This window comes from Tessaracoccus sp. OS52, from assembly GCF_020687685.1.
Taxonomy (GTDB): domain Bacteria; phylum Actinomycetota; class Actinomycetes; order Propionibacteriales; family Propionibacteriaceae; genus Arachnia.
This window is the reverse complement of record NZ_JAJEWM010000001.1, coordinates 1,273,822-1,296,490: the sequence shown is the minus strand read 5'-3', so window position 1 is coordinate 1,296,490 and position 22,669 is coordinate 1,273,822. Positions and strand designations below refer to the sequence as shown.

Sequence of the window (22,669 nt, the reverse complement as noted above, 5' to 3'; positions counted from 1 at the left end):
GATCAGAAAGAGCCCACGGCGGGCACGAGGTTCCACCGCGGGCGACGTTGCGAGCAGATGCTATACCCCGCATCCAACCGTGTGGAATTGGCTTTCTCGGATGGTCACTCGCGAAGGACTCGGCTACAGTTCTCTCAACGACGATTGAGGGAATACCGATGCTGGTGGATCTGCACGCGGCACTGGCCGATCCGTCACGGCTGGCCGTCGCGCAGTTGCTGTACGCGAACGACGCCACCCCGGGTGAGTTGGGTGAACGCCTGGGCCTGCCGTCGAACCTGCTGGCCCACCACCTGAGAGCGCTCGAAGCCGCGGGGGTCACCGCACGGCACCGGAGCGAACACGACCGGCGACGCCACTACGTCACCCTGCGTATCGACCGCCCCTACGTCGGTTCATTGGTCGCGGTCGGTCTGGAAGGTGTCAAGGTTCCCAGGCGAGTCCTGTTCGTCTGCACCCGGAACTCGGCGCGCTCCAAGCTGGCGGCGGCAATCTGGCGAGCCGGGAGCGACATCCCGAGCGCAGACGCCGGGACGGCGCCCGCCCCGGGACCACATCCCTTGACCGCCCGCGTGGCCGGTCGCCTCCGGCTCCACCTGGACCAGGTAACCCGGCACGTCGACCAGGCGAGGAAACGCGGAGACCTCGTCGTCACTGTCTGCGACCACGTCCACGAGACCTGGGCGGAAGCGGACTCAGCAATGCACTGGTCCGTGCCTGACCCCGTGGCAATCGGCGATGAGGAGGCGTTCGTCTCCGCGGCCGAGATCCTCCGCACCCGCATCGCACTACTGGCAACCAACCTCCAGAAGGGAACGTCCCATGTCCGAATCTGAGAACCCTCCCAAGGCCAATCTGCTGTTCGTCTGCGTCAAGAATGGCGGCAAGTCCCAGATGGCCGCCGCCATCGCCCGCCAGATCGGCGGGTCCGCCGTCGAGGTCACCTCGGCCGGCACCAAGCCCGGTTCCTCCCTGAACCAGGAGTCCATCGACTCACTTGCTGAGGTGGGTGCGAACATGGACGGAGAGCATCCGAAAGCACTCACCGAGGAGATGCTGCGGTCCGCCAGTCACGTCATCCTCGTGGGCACCGAGGCGCAGCTGCCGCAGATGGAAGACCTCGCTGCCGACGTACGCGTGTGGGACACCGACGAGCCCAGCCTGCGCGGCATCGAGGGTGCCGAGCGGATGCGACTGGTCCGCGACGACATCTCCCGCCGGGTCATCGACCTCGTGCTCGAGGTCACCGGGCAGCCCTCCGGTCACGCCGAGCGTTACCGGAGCATCATCGACGACCTCGCAAAGCACTACGAAGGCGTCTTCACAGCCGACGAGGTGCGCGCCTTCGTCAGGGAGGCGCACGCCGCGCTGGCCGCCACCACCCGGATACCCGCCAACCTGCCCGTGTTCGTCGAACGGTTCGCCCACGACAAGCTGCGAGCGGCTGCCAAGAGCAAGGGCGAACCTCTCGACGGCAGGCCCGAACTGTTGTTCGTCTGCGTCCAGAACGCGGGCCGGTCCCAGCTGGCCGCGGCAATGGCCAAGCACTTCTCCGGTGGTCAGGTCAATGTCCGGTCGGCCGGCTCCAGGCCTTCCGGGCAGATCAACCCCGATGCGCTGAGGGTCCTCGAGGAGCGCGGTATCGAGGCCGCCTACCTGTTCTCCAAGCCCCTCACCACCGACGCGCTGCAGGCCTCCGACGTCGTGATCACCATGGGCTGCGGTGACGAGTGCCCCTTCTACCCCGGCAAGCGCTACGAGGACTGGAAGCTCGACGACCCGAACGGGCAATCGATCGAGACCGTGCGGCGGATCGCCGACGAGATCGAGGTGAAGGTCAAGGGTCTCCTCGCCGAGATCCTCTGAACTGGGCACTGATTGTGCGACGATATTGCTCCCAGAGGTCTCTCTGATCGGAGGCAAGGCAGATGACAGCCGGTGAATCGCCCAAGCCCCACCTGCTGTTCGTCTGCGTGAGCAACGGCGGCAAGTCCCAGATGGCTGCCGCACTGGCACGCCAGCTCAGCGGCGACGCGGTCGAGGTCACTTCCGCCGGGACGAATCCCGGCACAGGACTCAACCAGCAATCAGTGGAGGCGCTCCGTGAGGTGGGGGCAACCGTGGAGGGGGAGCATCCCAAGCCACTCACCGACGACATGCTCCGCTCCGCCACGCACTTGGTCATCCTGGGCACGGAGGCCAAGGTCGTGCCGGTCGCGGGGATGTCTGCCCAGGTCCAGGTCTGGGACATCGACGAGCCGAGCCTGCGCGGCATCGAGGGCGCCGCCAGGATGCGTCTGGTCCGCGACGACATCTCCCGGCGGGTGGTCGACCTGGTCATGGAGGTCACCGGTCAGCCGGCGGAACATGCCGCCGAGTACCAGCGCATCGTCGCCGACCTTGCAGCGCGCTACGCCGGCAGCTTCAGCGAGGAGGAGGTGCGCGCCCACGTCCGGGCCGCCCATGCCGAACTCGCACCCGGGAGCCACGTGCGCACCTTCCTGCCCGTCTTCGTCGAACGCCGGGCCCACGAACGCCTCAGGGCAGCGGCGCGGCGCGCCGGTTCCCTGCCCGAAGGCCGGCCGGAAGTGCTGTTCGTCTGCGTGCACAACGCGGGGCGTTCGCAGATCGCCGCGGCCATGGCCAGGCACTTCTCCCGTGAGCGCGTCGTCGTACGGTCCGCGGGTTCCAGCCCTACCGGTGCCATCAACCCCCTCGCGCTGCAGGTGCTCCAGGAGCGTGGCATCCACACGGAGTACCTGTTCAGCAAGGAGATCTCCGCCGATGCCCTGGAAGCCTCCGACATCGTGGTGTCGATGGAGCCGGGACTGCCGCCATATCCGGGCAAGCACCACCTGGAGTGGGTGATCGCGGATCCCGAGGGGCAATCGATCGAGCAGGTGCGACGGATAGCCGACGAGATCGAGGTCCGCGTCAAGGAGCTGCTGGCAGAGATCCTCTGACAGGGTTAACCCGTCAGGCCCCAGGCCTGGGCGGTCAGCTCCAGCGAGCGGAGCCGCACGGCTGGATCGTGGGCGTAGGTGACGGTGATCAGTTCGTCGGCGCCGGTCTGCTCCACGACTGACTGCATCACTTCCGCCACCTGTTCCGGCGTGCCGACCGCGCTGACCTGCAGCATCTTGTCCGCCATCATCCGTGCCATCTCTGTGACCTCGAACCCGGGCTCGCCCGGGGGCTGGAGCTTGGTGCGGCCGCCGGTGCGCTGCATCGCCAGGAACATGTTCTGCGTCACCGTGAACTGGTGGTGCGCCTCCGCCTCGTCCTCGCAGGCCATCACGTTGATCCCCACGCTGACGTAGGGCTTGTCGATCTGCGCGGTGCTGGCCTCGGCGTCGAAGTTGCTGCGGTAGACCTCGAGCGCCTGGAACAGGGCATCGGGAGCGAAATGGGAGGCGAACGAGTAGGGCAGCCCGAGCGCTGCGGCCATGGTCGCGCCCGCCGTCGAGGAGCCCAGCATCCAGATGGGAACCCTGGTGCCCTCCGCGACGCCGACGTGGATTCCCAGCCGGTCGCGGCCGCCGTCGAACCAGTTCATGAGGTCGACGACGTTCGCGACGAAGTCGTCGGGCGCGGCACTGGAGCGCGCCAGCGCTCGGGCGGTGAGCTGGTCGGTGCCCGGCGCCCGGCCCAGACCCAGGTCGATGCGGCCGGGGAACATCTGGGCCAGCGTGCCGTAGTTCTCCGCCACCATCAGGGGCGCGTGGTTGGGCAGCATCACGCCGCCGGAGCCGACGCGGATCCGCTCGGTGAGGCCCGCGGCGCGTCCGACGAGAAGCGACGTCGCCGACGACGCCACGGAGGCGGTGTTGTGGTGCTCGGCGTACCAGAGCCGCTCGTACCCGAGCCGATCCACCAGTTGCGCAGCCTCCATCGCGGCGTCGATCGCCTGCGCAGGGGTCTGGTCGGAGGAGACGGAAACGAGGTCCAGCACGGACAGGGGCACACGAGTCATGAACTCCAACGTAGCCAGTTGGGCAACTCGGTTCAGGAGCTGCCGAGCAGCTCGTCGACGAGCGTTCGATCGCCCGGTTGGAAGAGAAGGTCTTCCCGGTCCTCGGCCACCGAGACGAACTCCGCGTTCCCCGAGGGGGCGAACGCGCCCTGGTAAGTGCCGACCACCCAGTACTCGTCGGACCCGCTGCTTTCCAGGAACAGCAGCGGATCGCCCGCGAGTCGCGCGAGGTTCGAAATGTCTCCGTGCTCCCAGACCCGCACCACGTCCCCCACCTCGGCGGATCCCGCCACCACGTCGAGCACTACGGCCGTGTTGACGGTGGCCGGGGAAGCCATGGCCTCCAGCTCCGCTGCCGACGGGGTGCGTCCCGTCCCCGCGTACGGGTTGAGGAAGGGGTCGTCGGAGGAGTAGCTGGACTCATCCGGGTAGGACAGGGTCGCCTCGCTGGCCTCGACGCGGACCTGTACCACCAGGTCCGCCGCGGCTGCGAGTTCGGAGATGTCGGCGTACCAGGGCCCGTCCACCTGGATGACGGCCTCGACGAGCAGCCCCGAGGTCTGGCTCGTGGGCACTGCCCGCGGGTCGGTTTCACGCAGCGACGAGGTGCAACCGCCGAGGAGGCACAGAACTGTGATCGCGAAGACCGTGTTCTTGACGCTGATCACGGGAGCCACCGGACGCCGTCGTCCTCACAGTGCGACGTGCGCGCGAACTCCCCGTTCGCGCACCCCTCGTCGACGAGCATTCGGGCGCCCAGGGGTTCGGGCAATGCCACGGTCAAGGGCACGTACGGGTTCGAGGGGCACTCGGCGGCCTGGTTGGGGTCGATCCATTGCACCTCTGCCCGGATCGAGACGGCTTCGTCGGTGATCGTGACCTGGGGAGGCAGCACCTCACCGGTGAAGGCGCTCGCGCACTCGACCCGGGTCACCAGCAGGTCGAGCCTGGTGGTCTCGGCGGTCACTGCCGCGGGATCGGCAAGTTGCCAGACCGCGAGGGTTCCCGGCGGCTCGTCGGCCAGCGATGTCGCCTCCGGGGTGCCCGGTGCGGTGGTGGCTGCTGGATTGCTCGAGGCCGGTGCGTCAGCCACATCCAACCCCTCCGGGAGGAGCCGCGGGACGCCCAGTGCCAGGGCGCCCAGCAGCACCACCAGTCCCGCTCCCGCAGCCAGGCGCTGCCCAGCCCGCTGCCTCGATGCCCGGCGCCGAACCACAGCGAGGGGAATCGGCGGGAGATCGTCGGACCCAACGTCGGCCAGACGATCCTTGATGTCATTCATGGTCTGCTCCTTCGCCCAGGTACTGCTCGGAGAGGAGGCTCTGCAGCCGGGCCAACCCGCGTGAGGTCTGGCTCTTGACGGTGCCGACGCTTCGGCCAGTGCGCCTGGCGACCTCCTCGATCGCGAGGTCATCGACGTAGCGCAAGACCACCACCTGCCGTTGCTGCCACGGCAGCCGCGCAAGGGCGGCAGCGAGCACGTGGCGGTCCTCGACCCCATCTCCTGCGCCCGACGGCATCTCAGGCAGCTCGCCGGTCGGAATCTCGCCGCGCCACTTCCGCCGCCACCAGGCCGACTGCAGCCGGATCATCGCCGTGCGGACCCAGCCTGCGGGGTTGCTGTTGATGCCATCCCAGTGCCGGTAGGCCTTCGCGAGCGCCTCCTGCAGCAGGTCCTCCGCCACGTGACGGGAGCCTGTCAGCATCCAGGCGGTCCGAAGCAGCGCGGGGGAGTCCCGTTGCAGGAACTCCTCGAAGCCGTCGGGGTCGGGCATGGGCACCTCCTCACTCTCCCAGAGGGGCTGGACCCCGTGGGAGGTTCCATGCGAACCGCACGGTTAGGCTGATGGGCGTGAACTACGACCTCTTCGGCAACCCGGACCCGAGCCCGGTCAAGCCCGTGGGCTCGCTCGGCGACGCCCGCTTTGAGGGTGCGCCGCTCGCGGTCCGGATGCGGCCGCGCACCCTGGAGGAGATCGTCGGTCAGCAGCACCTCCTCGGGGCAGGTTCGCCACTGCGCAGGCTCGTGGCGGGACAGCCGATGAGCGTGTTCCTGTGGGGGCCGCCGGGCGTCGGCAAGACCACCCTCGCCTCCATCGTCTCCCGTGCCTCGGGCGCCCGCTTCGTCGAGGTCTCCGCTGTCAGCGCCGGCGTGAAGGAGCTGCGTGCCGAACTCGACGCCGCGCGCCGCGAACTGGAGCGCGGCAACCCCACCGTGCTGTTCATCGACGAGGTCCACCGCTTCTCCAAGACCCAGCAGGACGCGCTCCTGCCGGCGGTGGAGAACCGCATCGTCACCCTCATCGCGGCCACCACCGAGAACCCCTCGTTCTCCGTCATCTCACCGCTGCTCTCGCGGTCACTGCTCCTGCGGCTCAAGCCGCTGACCGACGACGACATCGGCGGCCTCGTGGACCGGGCGGTCGCAGACCCGCGCGGCCTCGGTGGCAACGTCGCGCTCACGAAGGCGGCCCGCTCCGACCTCATCAGGATGGCGCAGGGGGACGCACGTCGGGCGCTCACCTTCCTGGAGGAGGCAGCGGCGAGCGCCAAATCGCTGGAGACCACGGAGGTCACGCCCGAGGTGGTGGCCTCCGCCGTCGACCGCGCCACCGTCCGCTACGACCGCGACGGCGACCAGCACTACGACGTCATCAGCGCGTTCATCAAGTCCATCCGCGGTTCCGACCCGCAGGCCGCACTCCACTACCTGGCCCGGATGATCGAGGCGGGGGACGACCCCCGCTTCATCGCCCGCCGGCTGATGATCTCCGCCTCCGAGGACGTCGGAATGGCCGCCTCGGGCGTGCTCCAGACCTGCGTCGCGGCCGCCCAGGCGGTGCAGCTGCTGGGCATGCCGGAGGCGCGGATCACGCTGGCGCACGCGACGGTGGCCGCCGCGACGGCGCCGAAGTCGAATGCCGTCTACCTGGGCATCGACGAGGCCATCGCCGACGTGCGTGCGGGCAAGGGCGTCGACGTCCCGCCGCACCTGCGCGACGCCCACTACTCCGGGGCGGAGAAGCTCGGGCACGGCAAGGGCTACAAGTACCCACATGACCATCCCCACGGTCTGGTGGCGCAGCAGTACCTGCCCGACGACCTACTCGAGGCCCGCTACTACCGCCCCACCCCCAATGGTGCGGAGGCGGCGGTGGGGGAGCGCCTCGCGGCCATCGAGGAGGCCACCTCGGTGCGGCCGCGGTCAGCTAGAGTTACCGCGAAGCGTCACGAGGAGACCACAAAATGACCGTTGGACAGATCGCCGCCCTGCTGGCCGCCGTCGCACTGTGCGTGCTGGTCGCCTTCTGCGCCGTACCGCTGCTGAAGCTCGGGCGGGTGCTGGAGGAACTGCGCCTGGCGGTGCGCGACGTGGGCCACAACTCCGTGCCGATCCTGCAGGAGCTGAAGGGCACCGTCGAGGCCACCAATGACGAGATCGCCAAACTGTCGCTGGTCACAGAGGACGTCCACAAGGTGTCCGGCCACGCCAGCGTCGTCAGTGAGAACGCCGCCCAGATGTCAGCTCTGTTCGCAGCCACGCTCGGGGGCCCCTTGGTCAAGACGGCCGCGTTCACCTACGGCGTGCGCTCGGCCCTGAAGGGACGGAAGAAGAAGTGAGAAGTCTGTTCTGGCTCATCGTCGGGGCCGCCCTGGCCGCTTTCGTGATCACCCGCGGCCGCTCCCTGCTGCTCCGCCTCACCCCGGCGGGCATAGCCGAGCAGGTGGAGCGCAAGGGCAACGAGGCTGCCGTCAGCTTCGGCGACTTCTACGCCACCTTCAAGACCTCCATGGCTGCCCGCGAGGCCGAGCTCCGAGCCGAGCTCGACGTCCCGGACCGCATCTGAATCACCACCGCTAGGAACCAATCCACATGAAGACCTCCGAGATCCGGAGCCGGTTCATCGACTTCTTCGCCGCACGCGAGCACGTCGTCGTCCCGAGCGCCTCGCTGCTCTACAACGACCCGACCCTGCTGTTCGTGAACGCGGGCATGGTGCCGTTCAAGCCCTATTTCCTGGGCGACGAACCGGCGCCGTTCAAGCGGGCCGTCTCGGTCCAGAAGTGCGTCCGCACCCTGGACATCGACGAGGTGGGCAAGACCACCCGCCACGGCACCTTCTTCCAGATGAACGGCAACTTCGCCTTCGGTGACTACTTCAAGGCCGAGGCCATCCAGTACGCCTGGGACCTGGTGACCGGGAGTGTGGCCGACGGTGGCTGGGGCTTCGACGGTGACCGCATCTGGGTGACCGCACTGTACGGCGACAACGAGACGATCGACCTGTGGCAGCAGGCCGGCATCCCCAGGGAACGGATCCAGGAGCGCGGTCTCAAGGACAACTACTGGCACATGGGCGTCCCCGGTCCCGGCGGCCCCTGCTCCGAGATCTACTTCGACCGCGGTCCCGAGTTCGGCCCCGACGGCGGCCCGGAGGCCGACGAGGACCGCTTCCTCGAGATCTGGAACCTGGTGTTCCAGACCGAGGAGCTCTCCGCCGTGCGCGCCAAGGACGACTTCGACGTCCTGCGGCCCCTGGCCACCCGCAACATCGACACCGGCAACGGGCTGGAGCGCACCGCCTACCTGCTGCAGGGCGTCGCGAACATGTACGAGACCGACGAGGTCTTCCCCGTCATCGCCAAGGCCTCCGAGCTCTCGGGCAGGACCTACGGCAGCGACGAGGCCGACGACGTGCGCTTCCGCGTGGTCGCCGACCACATCCGCAGCTCCCTGATGCTGATGACCGACGGCGTGACGCCCGGCAACGAGGCGCGCGGCTACGTCCTGCGCCGCCTCCTGCGCCGCAGTATCCGCGCGATGCGGCTGCTCGGCGTGGGTGACCCGGTGCTCGGCGAACTGCTTCCCGTGAGCCGGGACGTGATGGGCATCTCCTACCCTGAGATCCATGGGGCCTGGGACCGGATCGCCCAGGTTGCCGCGACCGAGGAGGAGTCCTTCCGCCGCACCCTGCAGTCCGGCACCACCATCCTGGACACGGCCGTCGCCCGGGCGAAGCAGGAGCGAGCCTCGACCCTGCCCGGCGAGCAGGCGTTCCAGCTGCACGACACCTACGGGTTCCCGATCGACCTGACCGTCGAAATGGCTGCCGAGCAGGGTCTGGCGGTCGACCGGGAGCGGTTCAACGCCCTCATGACCGAGCAGAAGGAACGGGCACGGGCCGACGCCAAGTCCAAGAAGGGCGGCGGCGTCAGCCTGGAGGCCTACCGCGTCGTCCGCGAGCGCGGGGAGACCCCTTTCCTGGGCTACACGGACCTCGATGTCGAGACGTCGATCTCCGGCATCATCTCCGGCGGCTCCGTCGTCGACCGCGCGGGCGACGGTGACGTCGTCGAAGTGGTGCTGGCCGAGACCCCGTTCTACGCCGAGGCCGGTGGCCAGGACGCCGACCATGGCCGGATCACCGGTGACGGCTTCTCCCTCGACGTCCTCGACGTGCAGCGTCCCGTCCCGGGGCTGGTGGTGCATCGTGTCCAGGTGCTCGGCGAGCTGGCACAGGGTGCACACGCGAGCGCGCACGTGGATCCGTCCGCCCGCCACGCGGGTTCCCAGGCGCACACGGCCACCCACATCGTCCACGCGGCGCTGCGGGAACTGGTTGGCCCCACCGCAACCCAGGCCGGCTCGTACAACAAGCCGGGCTACCTGCGTTTCGACTTCGCCGCGTCCCAGGGCATGTCGGATGAGCTCAAGCTCGAGATCGAGCAGCGCGCCAACCAGGCCATCCGCGAGTCGTTCGACGTGACCGCCCAGCAGATGGAGCTTGAGGAGGCCAAGGCTCTCGGCGCCATGGCGATGTTCGGCGAGAAGTACCCACCGGTGGTGCGCATGGTGGAGCTGGCCGGAGCGTGGTCCCGTGAACTGTGCGGTGGCACGCACGTCCCCAACACCGCCCAGATCGGCGTCCTGAACCTGGTGAGCGAGCAGTCCATCGGTTCCGGCGTGCGGCGGGTCGAGGCACTGGTGGCGGGCGACGCCTTCCAGCGCTTCGCGGCCGAGCGGGCCCTGGTCAACACGCTGACCGACACCCTGCGGGTGCGGCCCGACGAACTCGTGCCCCGTATCGAGCGCCTGATCGCGCAACTCAAGGACGCCGAGAAGCAACTTGCCGCCTTCCAGTCCGCCCAGGTGCTGGCACGAGCCGGGGAACTCGTCGGCGCTGCCCGCGACATCGCGGGCGTGCGCTACCTGGGCGTGCCCGTGCCTGGCCTCGGCGGGGGAGATCTCCGCAGCCTCGCCGGCGACCTGCGCAACCGCCTGGGCAGCGGGCCCGCCGTCGTGGCGCTCGTGGGTGGCGGCGACGGCAAGGCCGCGGCCCTGGTGGCCACCAACGACGCCGCACGCGACCTGGGGCTCAAGGCCGGCCGGCTCATCTCGGTCGCCTCGGAGGCCCTCGGAGGCAAGGGCGGTGGCAGGGACGACATGGCCCAGGGTGGCGGGACGCGGCCGGAGGCCGCCGACGCGGCGCTGTCGGCCGTCGAGCGAGCCATCGCCGACGCCCTGGGTGATCGTGCCTGATCTCCCCACCGGGAACCGGCTCGGCATCGACTGGGGCAAGGCCCGCATCGGGGTGGCCGCGAGCAACAGTGGCACGAGCATCGCCTACCCAGTCGAGACCGTGCCCGCTGGCGGCAATGCCGTGCGTCGCCTGTCGGAACTGGTGGCCGAGTACGAACCGGAGATCGTCTATGTGGGGCTCCCGCTCACCCTGGGTGGCGAGCGGAGCTTCGCCGCCCAGTTCGTGCTGGAGAGGGCCCGGGAACTGGGATCGGCCATTGGGGCCAGGCCGGTGCGCCTCATAGATGAGCGGATGAGCACCGTGTCGGCATCACGTAGTCTTGGCAGTGCGGGTCAACGTGCCAAGCAGCAACGCAAGGTCATCGATCAGGCTGCTGCGGTGGAGATCCTGCAACGTGCGCTGGACCTCGAGATCAGCGCCGGCGTCCCGGCCGGTGAGCCCTTGGAAGGAGTCGACGAGTGAGGCATTCGTTCGTGGACAACGACGGCAACCTGAACTGGCGCACCATCGGATACCACGCCCGAAGCGCCTTCGCGGTCGTCTTGTCGGTGGCGGTGCTCATGGCGGGCGGCTGGTTCGTCTACAGCAAGGTCAACGAGGCCTGGGTCTCGTGGCGAACCGCCGATGACTACATCGGCGAAGGCGTGGACGACGTCTCGGTGGTGGTCCCGCCCGGTGCCACGCTGACGAACATCGGCGACATCCTCGTCGAGAACGACGTGATCAAGTCCACCAAGACCTTCCGGGAGGAAGCGGCCAAGAACCCGGATGCCGCCAAGCTGCAGGCGGGCCGTTACAACCTGAAGACCCAGATCCCCGCCGCCCGGGCGCTGGAGATGATGCTGGATCCCGCGAACCTCGACGTGATCACGATCACCATTCCGGAGGGGTACACGCTCGGGCAGCAGTGGACCACGGTCAGTCGTGAGCTCGGCATCAAACGCGAGGACATCGCCGCGGCCTTCGCAACTGGGAAGATCACCCTTCCCGATTGGGCCGGAGGCAACTTCGAGGGCTTCATGTTCCCCGACACCTACCAGGTGGCGGAGCCGGTTGACCCCCTCCAGATCGCTCAGGCACAGGTGGCCCAGTTCAACCGCGTGGTGGAGGAGATCGGGCTCCAGGAGGGCGCCGCAGCGCTGGGGCTCACCCCATACCAGGTCATCATCGTGGCCTCCATCATCGAACGTGAGGTGGCGCAGGCCGAGTACCGGCCGATGGTCGCCTCGGTCATCTACAACCGCCTCGCCGAGGGCATGAAGCTCCAGTTCGACTCCACGGTGCACTACGCCACCGGCAACTTCGACGTCGTCACCACGACGGCCGAGGAACGGGCCAATCCGTCCCCCTACAACACCTACGTGCACGTCGGGTTGCCCCCCGGCCCCATCAGCAACCCGGGGCGCGCCGCAATCGAGGCCGCGCTCAAGCCCGCGGACAGCAACTACCTGTTCTTCACAACCGTTGACCTGGACACCGGTGAGACCCGTTTCGCCGAGACCGAGGATGGTCACGCCGAGAACGTCGCCGCGTTCCAGGAATGGTGCCAGGCCAACACTGGCCGCTGCGTCTGATGCGCTGCGCAGTGATCGGGGATCCCGCCGCGCACTCGCTGTCCCCGGCCATCCACCGCGCGGGCTACGCCAGGCACGGCCTGGACTGGACCTACGAAGCCATCACGGTCACGCCCGAGGGACTCGATGCTTTCGTCACCGAGGTCCTTGCCGACGACGACTGGGCAGGTCTGAGCGTCACCGCTCCCCATAAGGAGGCCATCTGCCGCTTCGGTGAGCCGGACCACGTCACACGACTCGTCGGTGGTGGCAACACCTTGGTGAAGGGCCAGGCGCCGACCGTGCACAACACCGACGTGCCCGGCTTCGTCCGCGCCTGGCGCCACTATGGGTTGGGGCCACTCAGGCGTGCGGCCATCGTCGGAAATGGCGCGACGGCGCGGTCCCTGATGGTCGCGCTCGCGGGCCTCGACGTGGCCGAGGTGCTGGTGCTCGCGCGCAGGCCGGAGCGTGCAGGCTCGCTCGTGGAACTGGGCCTCGCCCTCGGAACGGCTGTCGAGGCGGTGGCCATCGACGAGGAGCTGCCGGAGGTCGACCTGCTGGCCTCCACCGTCCCCACCGAGGCGACGGCCCCCCACGCCGCGCGCTGGGCGAAGGCGGCCAGCGTCCTCTTCGACGCGGTCTACCACCCTTGGCCGACGCCGATGGCAGGGGCTGCCGCGCCGGGCCAGACCGTGATTACGGGGCTGGACCTGCTGGCCGGGCAGGCCGTCGACCAGTTCTACCTGCTGACCGGCCATGAGGTCACCTTCGCCGACTGCCTATCCGCGGCGCAGGACGAGCTGCGGAGTCGTCACGCAACCGTGGAAGAATGACAGCCATGCTCCGATACCTCACCGCCGGCGAGTCGCACGGCCAGGCCCTGATCGCTTCGATGGAGGGCATTCCAGCCCACGTCCGGGTGGGGGTACCCGAGCTCGAGCGTGCGCTGGCCCGCCGTCGCCTCGGCATCGGACGCGGAGCCCGGATGAAGTTCGAGGCCGACGAGCTCACCCTGCTCGCCGGCTTCCGCCACGGCGAGACGCTGGGCTCTCCGATCGCGGTCATGATCGGCAACACGGAGTGGCCGAAGTGGCAACAGGTCATGGCTCCCGGTGAGGTGGCTGCCGACGCCCTCGCGGAGATCGCCCGGAACGCCCCCCTGACCCGACCACGGCCCGGACACGCGGACCTCGCGGGGATGCAGAAGTACGACTTCGACGAGGCCCGTCCCATCCTTGAGCGCGCCTCCGCCAGGGAGACCGCGGCGCGGGTGGCCTTGGGCGCCATCGCCCACGCCTTCCTCCAGCAGACCCTGGGTGTCACGGTCCTGAGCCACGTCGTGGCGCTCGGCCCTGCGGAGTCCCGCTCGGGGCGACTCCCGACCTACGCGGATCTTGAGGCCATCGACGCCGCACCCACCCGCTGTTTCGACCCCGAGGCCGCCGCCGCGATGGAAGCGGAGGTGGAGGCTTGCCGGAAGGCGGGAGACACCCTCGGAGGTGTGGTGGAGGTGCTCGCCTGGGGCCTGCCTCCAGGCCTTGGTTCGCACATCCAGGGCGACCGACGGCTGGACGCGCGCCTGGCGGGTGCGCTCATGGGCATCCAGGCCATCAAGGGCGTCGAGGTGGGGGACGGCTTCGAGGTGGCGCGCCGCCGCGGCTCTGCGGCACACGACGAGATCCTGCCCGGGGAAACGGGCGTTGAACGGGCAACCCACCACGCGGGCGGCATCGAGGGCGGCATGACCACCGGCGAGGTGCTGCGGGTGCGCGCGGCGATGAAGCCGATCTCCACGGTGCCCCGTGCCCTTCGGACCATCGACGTCTCCACCGGTGAGGCCGCGGCCGCCCACCACCAGCGCAGCGACGTGTGCGCGGTCCCGGCCGCGGGCGTCGTCGCCGAAGCCATGGTGGCCCTCGTCCTCGCCGAGGCGGTCCTGGAGAAGTTCGGCGGGGACTCTGTCTCCGAGACGAAGCGGAACGCCGAGGCCTACCTGGCCCACCTGAGCGAGCGCGGACTGCAGGTGCACTCATGAGCATCGTCCTGGTGGGTGCCCCGGGATCGGGCAAGTCCTCGGTGGGTCGTGCCCTGGCAAGTGAACTCGGCCGAGACTTCATCGACGTCGACGCGCGCATCGAGGAGGTCGTGGGCAAGCCCATCCGCGAGATCTTCGCCGACGACGGGGAGGCGCACTTCCGCGAACTCGAGGAGTCGGCCACCCTGGAGTTGATCCAGACCGACGCCGTCGTGGCGCTGGGCGGGGGAGCGGTGCTGAGCGAGAAGGTCCGGCGTGCGCTGGCCCACCACGACGTCGTCTGGTTGCAGGTGTCCATCGGCCAGGCCACCCGGCGGGTGGGCATGAACACGGTGCGGCCACTGCTGCTCGGCAACGTCCGCGGTCGCCTGATCGAGCTGCTTCGCGAACGCACGCCGCTCTACGAGGAAGTTGCCACCACCACCATCGACACCGACGAACGCTCGGCCGAGGACGTCGCGAAGGAACTGGCGGAGAGGCGGCGTCCATGAACGTGCTCGTGGAGTCCAAGGCCGGACCCTACGACGTTCACATCGCCCGGGACGCCCTCGACCGGCTGCCGGAACTGCTGGAGGGGTCGGATCGGGTCGCCATCATCCACTCCGCGCCGTTGGGCGACATCGCACACCACGTCGCGGGCATGGCCACTGGTCAGGTGATCAGGATCGAGGTCCCCGACGCGGAGGAGGCCAAGACCCCCGGGATCCTGGCCTGGTGCTGGGACCAGCTCGCTGAGGCGGGCTTCACGCGCAACGACGTCGTCGTCGGCCTTGGTGGCGGTACCGCCACGGACCTGGCCGGGTTCGTCGCCGCGACCTGGCTGCGCGGCGTCGCCTACATCAGCGTTCCCACCTCGGTTCTGGGGATGGTGGATGCTGCCTTGGGCGGCAAGACGGGGATCAACCTCGCCGCGGGGAAGAACCTTGTAGGCGCGTTCCACGAGCCGCGCGCCGTCATCTGTGACCTCACACTTCTGGACAGCCTGCCCGCCGCCGAGATCCGGTCGGGACTGGCGGAGGTGGTCAAGTGCGGCTTCATCGCGGACCCGCAGATCCTGAAGCTGGTCTCCGACGACGTGGACGACTCCCTCGACGTCTCCTCCATCCGGTTCGCCGACCTGGTCCGGCGGGCAATCGTAGTCAAGGCAGAAGTGGTGGCCGCCGACCTGACCGAGCGCACCTCGGTCGGCTCCGACGTCGGCAGGGAGGCGCTCAACTACGGCCACACCCTTGGACACGCCATCGAGGCACGCGAACACTTCACCATGCGTCACGGCGAGGCCATCAGCATCGGAATGTGCTGGATGGCCGAGGTTTCACGCCGGCTGCTCGGACTCGACGACGAGACCGCGGCACTCCATGGGCAACTGCTGGGCGGACTTGGGTTGCCCCTGTCGTATGACCCCGATGCCTGGCCGGAACTGCGCAAACTCATGAGCCTCGACAAGAAGTCTCGCGGATCCACCCTCCGGCTGGTCGGGCTAAGGGCCCAGGGCAAGCCCGTGATCATCCGGGACCCGGATGAACGGGTGCTCGCCCAGGCGTACGCGTCCCTCTCCTGAAAGGCCGCCGCACAGCACGAGGGCGGGTGCTTGGTGCACCCGCCCTCGGCCCCGCTCATGGCGGGAAATTTCAGCTACACAAGCTGTACGTCTGAAACAGGATCAGTGACGGTGGTCACGGTCGGTGGCGTCGTTGAACGCCTCCGAAGCGCTGTCCTTCACGTCCTCCACGCCCTGCTTCACGTTGGCCTTGCCTTGTTCCAGGCGGCCTTCAGCTTCGAGCTGCTCGTTGTCAGTTGCATCGCCTACGGATTCCTTGATCTTGCCCTTGGTTTCCTCGGCTGCGTTGGAAATTTTGTCACCCAAACCCATACACAACTCCTTCCGTCGAACTCGATGCCGAATTGCACCGGAGAGGCAAGCCTACGTCGGGATGGGCCCCGATCAAGGGGAAATGTGGCAACTCGGGGCGTTTTTCGCGCCGGAGGCGGGATTGGGTAGACTCTCGCGACGGCCCAATAGGCCACCAGCTGAACGAGAGGCGAATGACGTGGCGTCGACCAACGACCTGAAGAATGGCATGGTGCTGGACCTGGACGGACAGCTCTGGCAGGTGCAGTGGTTCCAGCACCACAAGCCGGGCAAGGGCAACACCGTCGTGCGCACGAAGCTGAAGCACGTGCTGACCGGCAAGATCGTCGACCGGACCTTCAACTCCGACACCAAGGTGGACACCGCCACCGTCGACCGCCGCGAGATGCAGTACCTCTACATCGACGGCGACGACTACGTCTTCATGGACAACACCACCTACGACCAGATCCACGTCAGCGCTGACACCGTCGGCGACGCCAAGGACTACATGCTGGAGAACCAGGCCGCCACCGTCGCCATGCACGAGGGCAACCCGCTGTTCATCGAGCTCCCGGCCTCGGTGGAACTGGAGATCACCTACACCGAACCGGGACTCCAGGGCGACCGCTCGACGGGCGGCACCAAGCCGGCCACCCTCGAGACCGGCAAGGAGATCCAGGTGCCGCTGTTCATCACGACCGGGGAGAAGGTCAAGGTGGACACCCGCGACGGTTCCTACCTCGGCCGCGTCACCGGTGCCTGAGGCGCCCCACTACGGCACCCAGACGAAGGCCCGCAAGGCCGCCCTGGACGTGCTGTTCGCCGCAGAACTGCGCGGTGTCGGTCTGGTCGACCTGCTGAACCAGCAGCTGACCTTCGAGGGCAAAACGGTCCGCGAGCTCACGACCAGCATCGTCCACGGGGTCGCGGAGCACCGCGAGGAGATCGACGCGCGGATCTCCGCGGCCGTCTCAGATTCGTGGACGCTGGAACGGATGCCGGCCGTTGACCGTAATCTGGCCAGGATCGCGGTCTTCGAACTGGACCACACCCAGGTCCCGGCGTCGGTCGCCATCGCGGAGGCCGTGCGTCTGGCCTCGGACCTGTCCACCGACGAGTCACCCACCTTCCTCAACGGCCTCCTCTCGCGAGTCGCGGCCACGAGCCCAAAGCCCACTGAAAACTGACCACTGACGAGGTACGCATGAGTTCTCAACCCGCCGCAATTCTGGTTCTGGAGGACGGACGCGTTTTCCGTGGTCGATCATTCGGTGCAGCCGGCGAGACCTTCGGCGAGCTGGTGTTCAGCACCGGCATGTCCGGTTACCAGGAACTCCTCACGGACCCGAGCTACCACCGTCAGGTGGTGCTGACCACCGCGCCGCACGTCGGCAACACGGGCTGGAACGACGAGGACGACGAGTCCTCCCGCATCTGGGTGGCCGGCTTCGTCGTCCGGGACCCAGCTCCCCGGCCCTCCAACTGGCGCTCCCGCGGCAGCCTCGACGCCGAACTCGCGCGGCAGGGCATCGTCGGGATCGCCGACGTCGACACCCGCGCCATCACGCGCCACATCCGCGAGGCCGGGGCCATGCGCGTGGGGATCTCCACCCAGGACCTTGATGAGAAGTCGTTGCTGGCCAAGGTCCTGCAGCAGCCGTCCATGAAGGGTGCGGACCTGACCGGCGAGGTCACCATCTCCGAGCCCTACGTCATCCCCGCCAAGGGGGAGAAGGTCTACACCGTCGCGGTCCTTGACCTGGGCATCAAGTCCATGTCCCTGGAGCGTCTGTCGGAGTTGGGGATCGAGCAGCACGTCCTGCCCGCGACCGCCACCTGGGACGACGTCGCGGCCATCGGGCCCGACGGCGTGTTCTTCTCCAACGGCCCGGGCGACCCGGCCGCCGCCACCGGCCCCATCTCGCTGCTGCAGGAGGCGCTGGCGAACCGGGTTCCGTACTTCGGCATCTGCCTTGGCAACCAGTTGTTCGGTCACGCACTGGGCTTGCGGACCTACAAGCTGAAGTTCGGCCACCGTGGCCTGAACCAGCCGGTCAAGGAACTCGCCACGGGCAAGGTGGAGATCACCGCGCAGAACCACGGCTTCGCCGTCGACGCCCCCATCGGCGAGGACGTGGCGACGCCCTACGGCACCGCCCGCGTGAGCCACATCTGCCTCAACGACGACGTGGTGGAGGGCCTCGAGCTGCGCCGCGACGGCCGGCTCGCGGCCTTCTCGGTGCAGTACCACCCCGAGGCCGCAGCCGGCCCCCACGATTCAACCCACTTGTTCGACCGTTTCGTCGAGATGCTGGCAAACGCCGGGAAGGAAGCCTGATGCCCCGTCGCCAGGACATTCAATCGATTCTCGTCATCGGATCCGGGCCGATCGTCATCGGACAGGCCTGTGAGTTCGACTACTCCGGGACGCAGGCCTGCCGGGTGCTCAAGGAGGAAGGGTTCCGGGTCATCCTCGTCAACTCCAATCCCGCGACGATCATGACCGACCCCGACTTCGCCGACGCCACCTACGTCGAACCCATCACCCCGGAGTTCGTCGAGCGCGTCATCGCCAAGGAGCGGCCCGACGCAGTCCTCGCCACCCTGGGTGGCCAGACGGCGCTCAACACCGCCATCAAGCTGCATGAGAACGGCGTCCTTGAGCGCTACGACGTCGAACTCATCGGTGCGTCGGTGGAGGCGATCCAGCGCGGCGAGGACCGCGAGCAGTTCAAGCAGATCGTCCTCGGCCTCACCGACATCGCCGGCGGCGCGCCGGAGGTCGCCCGTTCGGCCATCTGCCACAGCATGGCGGAGGTCCTGCAGGCTGCCGACGACCTCGGCTACCCCGTGGTCGTGCGCCCGAGCTTCACGATGGGTGGCGTCGGCTCCGGCTTCGCGCACGACCCCGACGAACTCCGCCAGATCGCCGGTGCGGGCCTGTCCGCCAGCCCCGTCACCGAGGTCCTGATCGAGGAGTCAATCCTCGGCTGGAAGGAGTTCGAACTCGAACTCATGCGTGACCACAACGACAACGTCGTGGTGGTCTGCTCCATCGAGAACTTCGACCCGATGGGCGTCCACACCGGTGACTCCATCACCGTCGCCCCCGCCATGACCCTGACCGACCGCGAGTACCAGCGGATGCGCGACGTCGGCATCGCCATCATCCGTGCGGTCGGCGTCGACACGGGCGGCTGCAACATCCAGTTCGCCATCGAGCCGGCCACGGGCCGGATGATCGTCATCGAGATGAACCCCCGGGTCTCCCGTTCGTCGGCCCTGGCCTCGAAGGCCACGGGTTTCCCGATCGCCAAGATCGCCGCCAAGGTCGCCGTCGGCTACACCCTCGACGAGATCCCCAACGACATCACGCAGGCCACCCCGGCGAGTTTCGAGCCGGTCATCGACTACGTGATCGTCAAGGTGCCCAGGTTCGCGTTCGAGAAGTTCCCGGCCGCCGACTCCACCCTCACCACGCACATGAAGTCGGTCGGCGAGGTGATGGCGATCGGTCGCAACTTCACCGAGGCGCTCGGCAAGGCCCTGCGTTCCATGGAGGACCCGAAGGCGCCCTTCGACTTCACCGCCGCCCACGACCGCTCCGTGCAGGAACTGCTCGACGACGCCAGCCGCCCCCAGGATGGCCGGATCCGGCTCGTGATGCAGGCGCTGCGGCAGGGCGCGACGGTCGAGCAGGTCTACGAGGCCACCGGCATCGACCCCTGGTTCACCCACCAGCTGGAGCTCCTGCGGGATCTGGCCGACGAGGTGCGCGACGCCCCGGAACTCACCCCCGCGGTGCTCCGCAAGGCCAAGAAGCACGGCTTCTCCGACGCCCAGATCGCGGCCCTGCGCGACCTGAGCACCGACGTCATCCGCGGTGTCCGGTGGGCGCTCGGCATCCGGCCGGTGTTCAAGTCGGTGGACACCTGCGCCGCCGAGTTCGAGGCGAAGACCCCCTACATGTACTCCTCCTACGACGAGGAGAACGAGGTTCCGGCCAGGGAGAAGCCCGCGGTGCTGATCCTCGGCTCGGGTCCGAACCGGATCGGTCAGGGCATCGAGTTCGACTACTCCTGCGTCCACGCCACCATGGCCCTGCGCGACGCGGGCTACGAGACCGTCATGATCAACTGCAACCCCGAGACGGTCTCGACCGACTACGACACCTCCGACCGGCTCTACTTCGAGCCGCTGACCGCCGAGGACGTCCTCGAGATCTACCACGCCGAGGTCAAGGCCGGCCCTGTGCTGGGCGTCATCTGCCAGCTCGGCGGCCAGACCCCGCTCAAGCTTGCCCAGACGCTCAAGGACGCGGGAGTCCCGATCCTCGGAACCAGCCCGGAGGCTATCAACCTGGCCGAGGAACGCGGTGCCTTCGGACGCCTGCTGGCCCGAGCCGGACTCCCGGCTCCCAAGCACGGGATGGCCAGCTCGTTCGCCGAGGCCCAGGAGATCGCCGCGGAGATCGGCTACCCCGTCCTCGTGCGGCCCAGCTACGTACTGGGCGGTCGCGGCATGGAGATCGTCTACGACGACACTGCCCTCGAGCGCTACATCGCAGGCGCCACGGAGATCACCGAGGACTCCCCGGTGCTGGTGGACCGCTTCCTCGACGACGCCGTGGAGATCGACGTCGACGCCCTCTACGACGGTGAGGAACTCTTCCTCGGCGGCGTGATGGAGCACATCGAGGAGGCCGGCATCCACTCGGGCGACTCCGCCTGCGCGCTGCCGCCCATCACCTTGGGCGACGCCGCGGTGGAACACATCCGCCACTCGACCGAGCTGATCGCCGAGGGCGTGGGCGTGCGCGGCCTGCTGAACATCCAGTACGCGTTGCACGGTGACACCGTCTACGTGCTGGAGGCCAACCCGCGTGCATCGCGGACCGTGCCGTTCGTGAGCAAGGCGAACGACATGCCGCTGGCCAAGGCCGCCGCCCGGATCATGCTTGGGGAGAAGATCGCGGACCTGCGCACGGCCGGGCTGCTGCCCGCCACGGGCGACGGCGCCACCACCCGTCCGGGGGCGCCCGTCGCGGTGAAGGAGGCGGTGATGCCGTTCAACCGGTTCCGCACCACCACCGGTGCGTTCGTGGACACCGTCCTCGGCCCGGAGATGCGCTCCACCGGTGAGGTCATGGGGCTGGCCCACGACTTCGGCACCGCCTACGCGAAGGCCCAGGCAGCCTCCGGAGGGCCGCTGCCCACCACCGGCACCGTGTTCGTCTCCGTGGCCAACCGGCACAAGCGGCACGCGCTGTGGCCCATCAAGCGCCTCGCGGATCTCGGCTTCAAGCTGCTGGCCACCAGCGGCACCGCCTCGGTGCTGCGGCGCAACGGCGTCGAGGTCACCGAGGTGCACAAGCTTTCCGAGCGCGAGGACGGCGACGAGGCACCCACCATCGTCGAGCTGATCAACAGCGGCGAGATCGACCTGGTGTTCAACACGCCCCAGGGCAACAACGTCGACGGCGCCTCACCGCGCCTGGACGGGTACCTGATCCGCACGGCGGCGGTGCTCGCCGACGTCCCCTGCGTCACCACGGTGCCCGGACTGGCCGCCGCGGTGCAGGGCATCGAGGCGCTGCGCCGAGGCGGGCTCGAGGTGCAGTCCCTGCAGGAATGGGCGGCCGCGACCCGATGAAGCAGCCGTCCGTGGGCACCCGGCTGATGCGCTCTGCGTACCAGCTGGGCCTGCGGCCAGTGCTCTTCCGGCTGCACGGGGGAGACCCGGAGCGGATCCATGAGGACATGGTCCACCTGCTTTCCAGGCTCCCGGTCGGCGCCCGTGGCCGGGTCGCGGATCCGGTGACCGTGGCCGGGATCCGATTCCCGAACCGTGTGGGCTTGGCGGCCGGCATGGACAAGGACGGCCTGGCGGCGGCGGCCTGGGCCCGGCTGGGTTTCGGGTTCGCGGAGTTGGGTACCGTCACGGGCCGTCCGCAGCCGGGCAATCCGTTGCCCCGCGTCTTCCGGCTGCGGGCGTCGAAGGCCATCATCAACCGGATGGGTTTCAACAACGCCGGGGCCGACGCCATGGCCGCCCACCTGCACCGGCTCGGGGTGCGGCGGGGCAACAACGCCGTCGGCATCCCGTTGGGGATCTCGATCGGCAAGACCAAGCTCGTGGCGCTGGACCACGCCGTCGACGACTACCTGCACTCCCTGCGGACGCTGCACCCCTACGCCGACTACTTCGCCGTCAACGTCTCCAGCCCGAACACCCCGGGGCTCCGCAGCCTGCAGGGTGCCGAGGAGTTGGCCGCGCTCCTGGCCGCACTCGTCGGCGAAGCGCGGACGCTGTCCGGCCGGCCCACCCCGATCCTGGTCAAGCTCGCCCCGGACCTCGACGCGGCCCAGCTCCGCGAGACCCTGGCCGTCATCGACGACTCCGGTGCCGCGGGCATCATCGCCACCAACACCACGCTCTCGCGCGCTGGGCTTGCGGCACCCGACAGGGCGCTGGCCCAGGAGGCGGGCGGGCTCAGCGGAGCCCCGCTGACCGAGCGGTCCCTGCGGTTCGTGGAGCGCGTCGCGGCGGGATCCCGGCTACCGGTGGTGGGCGTGGGCGGCATCATGGCGCCCTGCGACGCCGCCCGGATGTTCGACGCCGGTGCGCAGCTGGTCCAGTTGTACACGGGTTTCATCTACTCCGGGACCGCGCTGGTGCGCGGCATCCGCGAACTGGAAGGCAGGTGAG

23 protein-coding genes are annotated in these 22,669 nt (G+C 68.6%); 18 read left to right on the top strand and 5 right to left on the bottom strand.

All coding sequences use genetic code 11. The annotated features are described in order from the left end of the window. Positions 1–158 precede the first annotated feature (158 nt). From LKO27_RS06095 to LKO27_RS06080, 3 genes are all read left to right on the top strand, one after another. On the top strand, positions 159–836 hold the full coding sequence (locus LKO27_RS06095) for a helix-turn-helix domain-containing protein (protein WP_227736164.1): 678 nt from the start codon (positions 159–161) through the stop codon (positions 834–836). Continuing rightward, on the top strand, positions 823–1,866 hold the full coding sequence (locus tag LKO27_RS15535) for a three-helix bundle dimerization domain-containing protein (RefSeq protein WP_370629948.1): 1,044 nt from the start codon (positions 823–825) through the stop codon (positions 1,864–1,866). Before LKO27_RS06095 ends, LKO27_RS15535 begins: the two co-directional genes overlap by 14 nt. A 62-nt stretch (positions 1,867–1,928) precedes the next feature. After that, positions 1,929–2,963: a low molecular weight phosphatase family protein gene (locus tag LKO27_RS06080; protein WP_227736162.1), complete on the top strand. Its 1,035-nt coding sequence runs from the start codon at positions 1,929–1,931 to the stop codon at positions 2,961–2,963. A gap of 5 nt (positions 2,964–2,968) precedes the next feature. Here the strand turns inward: LKO27_RS06080 and LKO27_RS06075 are convergent, their stop codons facing one another. The 4 genes from LKO27_RS06075 to LKO27_RS06060 are packed head-to-tail and all read right to left on the bottom strand — an operon-like array spanning position 2,969 to position 5,748. Further along, a complete protein-coding gene (locus LKO27_RS06075; RefSeq protein ID WP_227736161.1) occupies positions 2,969–3,973 on the bottom strand; it encodes an LLM class flavin-dependent oxidoreductase in 1,005 nt (334 codons plus the stop codon). 32 nt (positions 3,974–4,005) lie between these two features. Continuing rightward, positions 4,006–4,641, bottom strand: coding sequence for a hypothetical protein (locus LKO27_RS06070; RefSeq protein WP_227736158.1), 636 nt, complete (start codon positions 4,639–4,641; stop codon positions 4,006–4,008). Next, positions 4,638–5,255, bottom strand: a complete 618-nt coding sequence (locus tag LKO27_RS06065) for a hypothetical protein (RefSeq protein WP_227736156.1) — start codon at positions 5,253–5,255, stop codon at positions 4,638–4,640. Before LKO27_RS06065 ends, LKO27_RS06070 begins: the two co-directional genes overlap by 4 nt. Beyond that, positions 5,248–5,748 (bottom strand): SigE family RNA polymerase sigma factor, encoded by a 501-nt coding sequence (locus LKO27_RS06060; protein ID WP_227736155.1) that lies wholly within the window; start codon positions 5,746–5,748, stop codon positions 5,248–5,250. The genes LKO27_RS06065 and LKO27_RS06060 overlap by 8 nt, the downstream gene beginning before the upstream one ends. 77 nt (positions 5,749–5,825) lie before the next feature. Between LKO27_RS06060 and LKO27_RS06055 the strand changes: the two genes are divergently transcribed. Genes LKO27_RS06055 through aroB form a run of 10 tightly spaced genes read left to right on the top strand, consistent with a single transcriptional unit; the run spans position 5,826 to position 15,667 of the window. Further along, positions 5,826–7,223 carry a replication-associated recombination protein A gene (locus LKO27_RS06055; RefSeq protein WP_370629947.1) on the top strand — a complete coding sequence of 466 codons (1,398 nt, stop codon included), beginning with the start codon at positions 5,826–5,828 and terminating at the stop codon, positions 7,221–7,223. Further along, positions 7,220–7,594, top strand: a complete 375-nt coding sequence (locus LKO27_RS06050) for a DUF948 domain-containing protein (RefSeq protein WP_227736153.1) — start codon at positions 7,220–7,222, stop codon at positions 7,592–7,594. Before LKO27_RS06055 ends, LKO27_RS06050 begins: the two co-directional genes overlap by 4 nt. After that, on the top strand, positions 7,591–7,821 hold the full coding sequence (locus tag LKO27_RS06045; RefSeq protein WP_227736150.1) for a hypothetical protein: 231 nt from the start codon (positions 7,591–7,593) through the stop codon (positions 7,819–7,821). Before LKO27_RS06050 ends, LKO27_RS06045 begins: the two co-directional genes overlap by 4 nt. 26 nt (positions 7,822–7,847) lie before the next feature. Beyond that, positions 7,848–10,514 (top strand): alanine--tRNA ligase, encoded by a 2,667-nt coding sequence (gene alaS, locus LKO27_RS06040; RefSeq protein ID WP_227736148.1) that lies wholly within the window; start codon positions 7,848–7,850, stop codon positions 10,512–10,514. Further along, positions 10,507–10,977, top strand: a complete 471-nt coding sequence (ruvX, locus tag LKO27_RS06035) for a Holliday junction resolvase RuvX (RefSeq protein ID WP_227736146.1) — start codon at positions 10,507–10,509, stop codon at positions 10,975–10,977. The genes alaS and ruvX overlap by 8 nt, the downstream gene beginning before the upstream one ends. Continuing rightward, positions 10,974–12,089: an endolytic transglycosylase MltG gene (gene mltG / locus LKO27_RS06030; RefSeq protein ID WP_227736144.1), complete on the top strand. Its 1,116-nt coding sequence runs from the start codon at positions 10,974–10,976 to the stop codon at positions 12,087–12,089. The genes ruvX and mltG overlap by 4 nt, the downstream gene beginning before the upstream one ends. Continuing rightward, complete coding sequence (locus LKO27_RS06025; protein ID WP_227736141.1) at positions 12,089–12,904, top strand: shikimate dehydrogenase; 816 nt, start codon at positions 12,089–12,091, stop codon at positions 12,902–12,904. The genes mltG and LKO27_RS06025 overlap by 1 nt, the downstream gene beginning before the upstream one ends. A gap of 5 nt (positions 12,905–12,909) precedes the next feature. Continuing rightward, complete coding sequence (gene aroC / locus LKO27_RS06020; protein WP_227736139.1) at positions 12,910–14,106, top strand: chorismate synthase; 1,197 nt, start codon at positions 12,910–12,912, stop codon at positions 14,104–14,106. After that, positions 14,103–14,597: a shikimate kinase gene (locus LKO27_RS06015; protein ID WP_227736137.1), complete on the top strand. Its 495-nt coding sequence runs from the start codon at positions 14,103–14,105 to the stop codon at positions 14,595–14,597. The genes aroC and LKO27_RS06015 overlap by 4 nt, the downstream gene beginning before the upstream one ends. Next, positions 14,594–15,667: a 3-dehydroquinate synthase gene (aroB, locus tag LKO27_RS06010; protein ID WP_227736134.1), complete on the top strand. Its 1,074-nt coding sequence runs from the start codon at positions 14,594–14,596 to the stop codon at positions 15,665–15,667. Before LKO27_RS06015 ends, aroB begins: the two co-directional genes overlap by 4 nt. Before the next feature lie 102 nt (positions 15,668–15,769). On the opposite strand, the gene LKO27_RS06005 is transcribed toward aroB, so the two are convergent. After that, complete coding sequence (locus LKO27_RS06005) at positions 15,770–15,979, bottom strand: CsbD family protein (RefSeq protein WP_227736132.1); 210 nt, start codon at positions 15,977–15,979, stop codon at positions 15,770–15,772. A gap of 178 nt (positions 15,980–16,157) precedes the next feature. On the opposite strand from LKO27_RS06005, the gene efp reads away from it, so the two are divergent. From efp to LKO27_RS05980, 5 genes are read left to right on the top strand one after another with little or no spacing between them, the layout of a single operon-like run. Next, complete coding sequence (gene efp / locus LKO27_RS06000; RefSeq protein WP_227736131.1) at positions 16,158–16,724, top strand: elongation factor P; 567 nt, start codon at positions 16,158–16,160, stop codon at positions 16,722–16,724. Then, positions 16,717–17,148: a transcription antitermination factor NusB gene (nusB, locus tag LKO27_RS05995; protein WP_227736127.1), complete on the top strand. Its 432-nt coding sequence runs from the start codon at positions 16,717–16,719 to the stop codon at positions 17,146–17,148. The genes efp and nusB overlap by 8 nt, the downstream gene beginning before the upstream one ends. Positions 17,149–17,165: 17 nt before the next feature. Beyond that, entirely contained in the window at positions 17,166–18,299 is a 1,134-nt protein-coding gene (gene carA / locus LKO27_RS05990) for a glutamine-hydrolyzing carbamoyl-phosphate synthase small subunit (RefSeq protein ID WP_227736124.1), read from the top strand. Then, the gene (carB, locus tag LKO27_RS05985) at positions 18,299–21,613 is read left to right on the top strand and encodes a carbamoyl-phosphate synthase large subunit (protein WP_227736122.1); all 3,315 of its coding nucleotides are present in this window, start codon (positions 18,299–18,301) and stop codon (positions 21,611–21,613) included. Before carA ends, carB begins: the two co-directional genes overlap by 1 nt. Next, complete coding sequence (locus LKO27_RS05980; RefSeq protein ID WP_227736120.1) at positions 21,610–22,668, top strand: quinone-dependent dihydroorotate dehydrogenase; 1,059 nt, start codon at positions 21,610–21,612, stop codon at positions 22,666–22,668. The genes carB and LKO27_RS05980 overlap by 4 nt, the downstream gene beginning before the upstream one ends. The last annotated feature ends 1 nt before the right edge of the window (position 22,669 follow it).